This is a genomic window from Pseudomonas sp. 05T35, from assembly GCF_056396605.1.
This window is the reverse complement of sequence record NZ_JBFTLU010000360.1, coordinates 1-6,225: the sequence shown is the minus strand read 5'-3', so window position 1 is coordinate 6,225 and position 6,225 is coordinate 1. Positions and strand designations below refer to the sequence as shown.

Genomic DNA, 6,225 nt, shown 5'->3' with positions numbered 1-6,225 from the left:
GTCACGGCGTTCGCGTTGTCATCTCTTGCATTCATCCTTGGACGTCCCTGGAACCACATGTGGTGGCTCGCCCATGCGATCTTCGCCGCTGGGTTCTTCCTGCTGAGCTATGGGGTAGTACAAGCGTTCCTCACCACGCGGTCCTTCTCGACAATTTACACCCAGGAGGAGTTGATGGTGCGTCTTGCCGAGGCTATGGAGTACACCGAGAACGCGCTGGTGGAGCTCCAGCGCACCAATCAGGAACTCGGACACCTTGCGGCGACCGATCCACTGACAGGAGCTGATAATCGGCGTCGGTTCATAGAGCGGGTCGAAGCCGAAATTGGCCGGACCAACCGCGGCGGTGAGCCGTTCTCCGTACTGGCACTTGATCTGGACAATTTCAAGTCCATCAATGATCGCTTCGGGCATCAGGTTGGCGATGACATTCTGAAAGAGTTCGTGCAGAAATGCCTCGATTCGATCCGCCCGTATGACGGTGTAGCCCGAGTGGGTGGGGAAGAATTCATGATTCTGCTACCTCATACCTCACTAGAGGCCGCGCATGTCATCGCCGAGCGTCTGCGAACCAGCGTTGCAAATACTTCTTTTAATAGCGGCTTTCAGCGGCTGACCATGGTCACAGTGAGCATCGGCATATCGCAATCCGGTCGCGACGGAGACACCATCGAGGCCATTCTGCACGTAGCCGATCAACGCCTGTATCACGCTAAACACCAAGGCCGTAATCGTGTGGTCACTGCCATCAAGACCAGTCTCCAACCGCTGCCCTGAGCATCATTTCGGAGTCGCTGAAAGCGTCGGAGCCGAAGCACCCCGAGGTTGACAATAACGCTGTGAAGGATCGTGGCGAGCACTCGTAAATAGCAGACGAGGTGCCTATAAAAGGCACCTCGGCTGCAATAATGGAGTAAGCCATTACTCACGTTGAAGTTGTAACGTATCCCGGGAAGTGGATACCGAATGCTGCAAACGCTGTATGACGTTTTGCGAATCAATCTGTATCTAACACTCTCCCGTTGACCGCCCTACTATCGTTCGCTCCATCCAGGTGCATACCTCAGAGATGGCGAAAACCGCTTGTATTAATTTAGCGGAGCTTTCGATTCGTTATCTCATCCATCAGGAGTTACGCGATGCCCGAACTGTCCAACCTGCTCGCCTACGGTCTGATCTCACTTGGCATGGTGCTGACTCCCGGCCCGAACATGATCTACCTCATCTCTCGGTCGATCTGCCAGGGACGAATGGCCGGACTGGTTTCCCTCGGCGGTGTAGCGTTGGGTTTCGTCGTTTATATGTTTTGCGCCGCATTGGGCATCACGGCCCTGGTTCTGGCGGTTCCCTATGCGTATGACGCCCTGCGACTCGGCGGTGCGCTCTATCTGCTCTACCTGGCCTGGCAGGCGGTCAAACCCGGCGGCCGTTCCCCATTCCAGGTGCGAGACTTGCCCAAGGATGGCCCGCGCAAGCTGTTCATGATGGGCTTTGTCACCAACCTGCTGAATCCCAAAGTTGCGGTCATGTATTTGTCGCTGCTACCTCAGTTCATCGACCCCACCGACCACGGCAGCGTGCTGGCGCAATCCATCGTGCTTGGCTTTACGCAGATCGTCATTAGCGTGAGCGTCAACGCGCTGATTGCCATCATGGCTGGCTCCATCGCGACATTTCTCGCCGGCAGGCCCGTGTGGCAGATCGTGCAACGCTGGCTGATGGGGACGGTCCTCGCGGGCTTGGCCGTGCGCATGATCGTCGAAGGGCGGCGCTAAACCCAATCGGCTAGCAGTCGCCAGTCACGTGTAGCTCGCTGATTTCGATACGATGGTGATACCAATGACCATCAGCGAACGATGCCGTGCCGAGATTATCTTTTGCCATTCGTGCCCTGTTTGCGGGCTGCCTCCTCGTTGCTACAGCCAATCACCTGCATGCAGACCTTACGCATGGGCTGCTTTGGGACTACGGATACGGTGACAGTACTCCATGGGCCAGCCGTTTGTTCTGGGCAGCGCTCACGTTTTTAGATCCTCTGGCCGCACTCTTGCTCTTCACAACCCCCCGACCAGGCATCGTTTTCACAGCTGCAATCATCATTGTGGACGTGATCCATAACACGTTCTATGTGGTGCTGAACCGACAATGGCTGGAGACGTTCTATATTTCGCAGACAGTGTTTTTGCTGGCAGTACTACTTCTAGCGCCTGTTGCCTGGAAAAGTATCAAACAGCACTGAAGCCACGAGCGGCAGAAGATGTCTCCCGATACGAATCCCCGCTAACGCTCCGACAACCACGGATAGTAGCCTTCTTGCCCCCCGCAACGGATTCCCCATTCCTTTGCCTGCCGGCCCAGGGACCGGGATTTCACCCATATCGGCGCGGACAGGATCTGGAGGTCAAGTCTGGTTTGCGTCCTGAGCGACCAGCACCTGATCACAGGTTTGAGGACTACAGCAATGCCGAAGAAACAGCAGGAAAATAAAGCAGCGGCGACCGCAGCTGAAATTGAGCGCTCTATCCAGGCGCTGAACAAAATGGCTGAACGCCTGTGGGGGGATGGTCGGGAAGCTGAGGCGAAAGCCCTTCTCRAYGCCTTGAATGCGTTAAATCGGGCGCTGGATCGGATCAGGATTGGTGAGAGCCGTAAGACCCTCCATTGAGACCCTCTAAAGGCTGGATAGCAATTCCATCACCTCAACAGGATATAGCGTTCGCCCTGCCATATGACCTCGCCATCCATGGGCCGGTAAAGAGTCATATGGCCGGGTGAACAGCTGAAACGATACACCAGCTGGTTCGGACCTTCAAAGCATCTAAAAAAACAAAACGGTATGACTCGCTCACACAGGCTGACGTTGCGTGGTGAGAAGGGGGAAATTGCAGGTCCAATCGGTGGTTGCGCAGCGCCAGCCGCTACCGGAGCCGGCAGCGTGGTTCATGGAGGAGCACTCGTCCGACTTGACCCGGCGCATGCTCAACGAATTATCGGCATTGGGTAACTGGAAACGAAAAAGCCCAGCACCAGGCTAGACTCTTCCTACACACACCAAGGATGGGTCGCCAAATGAAACTAGCCTTCCTGGCTCTTACCGCTTGCTTGATCTTTCAGCCCGCTTTTGCAAGGTCTGATGTTGATCCTCGAACAGTAACCCCTGACGAATCGCAACTGCTTGAGCATGGCTCGTACAAAAATAGTGACGGAAAAACCGTACACAGCCCAGCCCATACGAAATCAAATCGTGCACCAGAGGGCGCAACCGCCAAATGTCGCGACAAATCCTACAGTTTTAGCCAGCACCGACGTGGTACGTGCTCGCGTCATGGTGGCGTGATGGCTTGGTTGTAGATACGAAAAGGTCAACCGGTGGGCCCGATTGCTGAGGAAGGAGGCATGAACGAAAGTGCCCCTGAAAGGCTCGACTGTCTTTCCTTCGAGGTCAACGTTTGAATGCGATGGAAACAGCAACGCGGGTAGGCCAAGCAGACATAGCACCATGAAGAATATGGCGAGACACCCTGATCCGTTTAATGCGTTGTATTTGATCAATCCGCATCACTCAATGTTGATAGCGGCAATTTACCACTATCCTGCGATGCCGCCATCCCGCCCGAACGAATTACCAGCAACACCCCTCCTCCTCGAATAAATGAAACATCATTAAATAACCTTCATCAAGAAATGATCTTACACGCCTACCCTTCAGGAACTGACAAAGTGAACTACAGGAGTAACCCACGATGTTTTCCCATGAAGGTCTCGGCCTGATTACCCTCTTCATCGTCCTACTATTGGCAGTACTCGCGATGTTTATCCACCCTGTGCACGCGTTCTGGAACTGGCTCCAAAGGCGTAAACGAAGATTGTCCAACGATGGCAAAGCTGTAGAGAGGAAGCCATGTTCGCGCTGACACTCCTTCAGCCCTATTAATCCCGGCGCTAGATCGGGTCTTTCCCACCTGTACGAATTCCCAGAAACAACAAAGCCCAGCACTAGACTGCAATGCTGCTCCACTCAAGTGGACAGCATTGCAGTCTAGTGCCGGTTTTTTTTGTGAGCTGTAGCACTTGAAGAAATGCTAATGACTTTCAGGCATCAGCGATTATGTGGCATCGTTCCAGTGGAGATTCAGGTCACCAATAGTCCCACCTTTGAGTTCAACGGTACCTCGTTGTTCGTGCCCATTGCGAGTAGCGACGATGACATATTTTCCGGGGGGCAACTGAACGTAAACGATAGGCCCCACCTGACTCAGCGTCAGCACTGAGTGTCCCTGCATATTCTGAATCGCGACATCGACATCAGGGACGTATTTATTGCCCGTCCCAGTGGAAAAGGTCATGTGCAGGCTATATCCCTTGGCCTGCTGAATGGCTCGCGACTCATCCAGACCAATACCACCCGACAAAGGTATGAGGTCTCCATAAACAACAAAACCCAGCACTAAACCGGGTTTTTTGCTTCTTTATGCCTGAGGCCCAGGCGTGTACGGTGGAGCCAGGGACCGCCGAATATGATCACTGTTCAGGTAAGCCGTCCGCCCGACATCCATCATGATCATGTCGTCGCTCTGCGGCTGATCGACCTGGTAGAATCCGGCCGCCTCGTAATTTGTCCTGTACAAACTGGCGTGGTCCGCACTCCCCCACCAGCCTTCGGCGCGTTTGAAAGCTCTGCCGACCAGGGCAATCCAGCGAAAATATCCTGGAAACATCGCGTCACTCCCTTGAGAAAAGGAGCGATCGCAATTGGCGACCACCTCAACTCACGCCGCGCATCCGGTCACGGGGGCGGTATCAGGCCAGCTTCATCAGTGCTCCAGAGACATTATCTCTGGCTTGCCGCAACTCACTCGCATCCTGATTCAGGCGATGGACCACGCCCAGCAGCCGCTGGCGCAGCAATTCGTCACCAAGCTGATCAATGGCCCGCATGACATCAAGTGCTGCGGCCTCGTTATTGGCTGCTGCAGCGTCCAGTGTTTTGCGCAGGTTTCGTGCTGATCGGTTCACTTCATTAGCCCTCATGAATCAGGCCTGCACTCTATAACAGCAATGTTTCTTTTTAATTTCAGTCGTTTAGCTTTGGACGAGTGGCAGCTGACTGGAAATGCCTCAATGGCTGGAATCATAGGGTCGTCGCCAGCGCTTCAGATACGCGATGACAGAACGACGAGTCATCTTTGCCTGTCAGTAGTCGATAGATTGGCAAGCCTTCGGGAGGGGATATCTGCATTTAGGGGTAACAAGAAAATAATGCCCTTGGCGATCTAGATACATTCCGTCTCACGCCTCTGTCCTGACTCGACATGCGGTGCCACCGGTGCTCTGGCTGACCAGATCGCTGCCTTGTTCCCGCTGTACGTGCGAAACACCAAAGGCGCGCTGACAGTGGTGATCATGACACCTGTCCCGGTACCCGGGACGACACGACTTACACAGTCTCTGCAAGCTTTCAGTATCGCGCTGATACTCAGTGAGTGAAGGGTTAGACGTTACTTCGCCGATTTCGGTACCACTTGATTGAGTACCATGGAGTTGCAAATATCAAAACAATGAGAGCTGTCATGGGTAACGCAGCTACCCAAAGGCCTGCAAACAGCCCGATATCCCCCGCCCAGGTTTCAAAACCGAAGTGCGAGTTTGCTCCATAGGCTGAAAACGCAGCGAGCGCCACTGTAATAATCGTTAACCTTTTAGCGACATGAATCACGTCCTGTTTCATTGTGGCTCCTGGTCGATTCTTAAATTTGACTAAGGCAGCGATGCTAGCAGACGTGCCGTCTCTTAGGTCTATGTGACCCAAGGAAATAATTTCAGCTCCCTTAACGTGCCCATTGGGTAAACCCAGAGCCCGCCATTGAGCGGGTTTTGTCATTTCTGAAAAGAGGAAAAACCCATGGTCGGCATTCAAATGCCTAACGGCGCAACGTCAGCAGTACTAGCCCGCTCCGGCGTTGGCTCAGTGCGCGACGTCGCTTCCTTCACCTGCTCTTGCCGACCCTTCTACCACGGACCACAGCGGAACGTGACCTGCTCAGCCTGGCCAACGATCGTGCGGCCCTGCTTGATGAACCCACCGGCAGCCCACAACACAGCGAGATCGGTCTCGATCGGATGTTCGTGGTCTTCGTTATGCAGCTCGCCATTCGAATCAACGATCGAGGTGAACAGCCAATCAGCTTTACACCACAGCCCATTGGCCGAGCACGATCTACGCTG

General features: G+C 54.1%; 8 protein-coding genes and 3 pseudogenes. 5 read left to right on the top strand and 6 right to left on the bottom strand.

Going from position 1 to position 6,225, the window contains the following annotated elements; translation table 11 throughout:
* The 5 genes from AC1DH9_RS22665 to AC1DH9_RS22645 all read left to right on the top strand — a co-directional run.
* A partial coding sequence (locus AC1DH9_RS22665; RefSeq protein WP_477808817.1) for a GGDEF domain-containing protein occupies positions 1-777 on the top strand: 777 nt, incomplete at its 5' end.
* 362 nt (positions 778-1,139) lie between these two features.
* Positions 1,140-1,775 (top strand): LysE family translocator, encoded by a 636-nt coding sequence (locus AC1DH9_RS22660; protein ID WP_427539581.1) that lies wholly within the window; start codon positions 1,140-1,142, stop codon positions 1,773-1,775.
* 86 nt (positions 1,776-1,861) lie between these two features.
* The gene (locus tag AC1DH9_RS22655; protein WP_427539578.1) at positions 1,862-2,239 is read left to right on the top strand and encodes a hypothetical protein; all 378 of its coding nucleotides are present in this window, start codon (positions 1,862-1,864) and stop codon (positions 2,237-2,239) included.
* Between the two features lie 222 nt (positions 2,240-2,461).
* A complete protein-coding gene (locus AC1DH9_RS22650) occupies positions 2,462-2,665 on the top strand; it encodes a hypothetical protein (RefSeq protein ID WP_477808816.1) in 204 nt (67 codons plus the stop codon).
* A gap of 392 nt (positions 2,666-3,057) precedes the next feature.
* Entirely contained in the window at positions 3,058-3,351 is a 294-nt protein-coding gene (locus AC1DH9_RS22645; protein WP_427539575.1) for a DUF3761 domain-containing protein, read from the top strand.
* 755 nt (positions 3,352-4,106) lie between these two features.
* Here AC1DH9_RS22645 and AC1DH9_RS22640 read toward each other — a convergent pair.
* The 6 genes and pseudogenes from AC1DH9_RS22640 to AC1DH9_RS22615 all read right to left on the bottom strand — a co-directional run.
* A pseudogene (locus AC1DH9_RS22640) lies at positions 4,107-4,412 on the bottom strand (carboxypeptidase regulatory-like domain-containing protein); the annotation flags it as partial.
* Between the two features lie 35 nt (positions 4,413-4,447).
* Positions 4,448-4,706 (bottom strand): annotated as a pseudogene (locus AC1DH9_RS22635) (phage tail protein); the annotation flags it as partial.
* Between the two features lie 94 nt (positions 4,707-4,800).
* A complete protein-coding gene (locus AC1DH9_RS22630) occupies positions 4,801-5,016 on the bottom strand; it encodes a hypothetical protein (RefSeq protein WP_427539628.1) in 216 nt (71 codons plus the stop codon).
* A gap of 115 nt (positions 5,017-5,131) precedes the next feature.
* A complete protein-coding gene (locus tag AC1DH9_RS22625; RefSeq protein ID WP_427539569.1) occupies positions 5,132-5,239 on the bottom strand; it encodes a DUF1737 domain-containing protein in 108 nt (35 codons plus the stop codon).
* A gap of 252 nt (positions 5,240-5,491) precedes the next feature.
* Positions 5,492-5,728: a hypothetical protein gene (locus tag AC1DH9_RS22620; RefSeq protein ID WP_427539566.1), complete on the bottom strand. Its 237-nt coding sequence runs from the start codon at positions 5,726-5,728 to the stop codon at positions 5,492-5,494.
* A gap of 281 nt (positions 5,729-6,009) precedes the next feature.
* Positions 6,010-6,225: pseudogene (locus AC1DH9_RS22615) on the bottom strand (putative metallopeptidase); the annotation flags it as partial.

Bases quoted from the DNA above. Each gene is read 5' to 3' on its own strand.
- AC1DH9_RS22660 (WP_427539581.1), top strand. From the start codon at position 1,140: ATGCCCGAACTGTCCAACCTGCTCGCCTACGGTCTGATCTCACTTGGC.
- AC1DH9_RS22645 (WP_427539575.1), top strand. From the start codon at position 3,058: ATGGGTCGCCAAATGAAACTAGCCTTCCTGGCTCTTACCGCTTGCTTG.
- AC1DH9_RS22625 (WP_427539569.1), bottom strand. From the start codon at position 5,239: ATGCAGATATCCCCTCCCGAAGGCTTGCCAATCTATCGACTACTGACA.
- AC1DH9_RS22620 (WP_427539566.1), bottom strand. From the start codon at position 5,728: ATGAAACAGGACGTGATTCATGTCGCTAAAAGGTTAACGATTATTACA.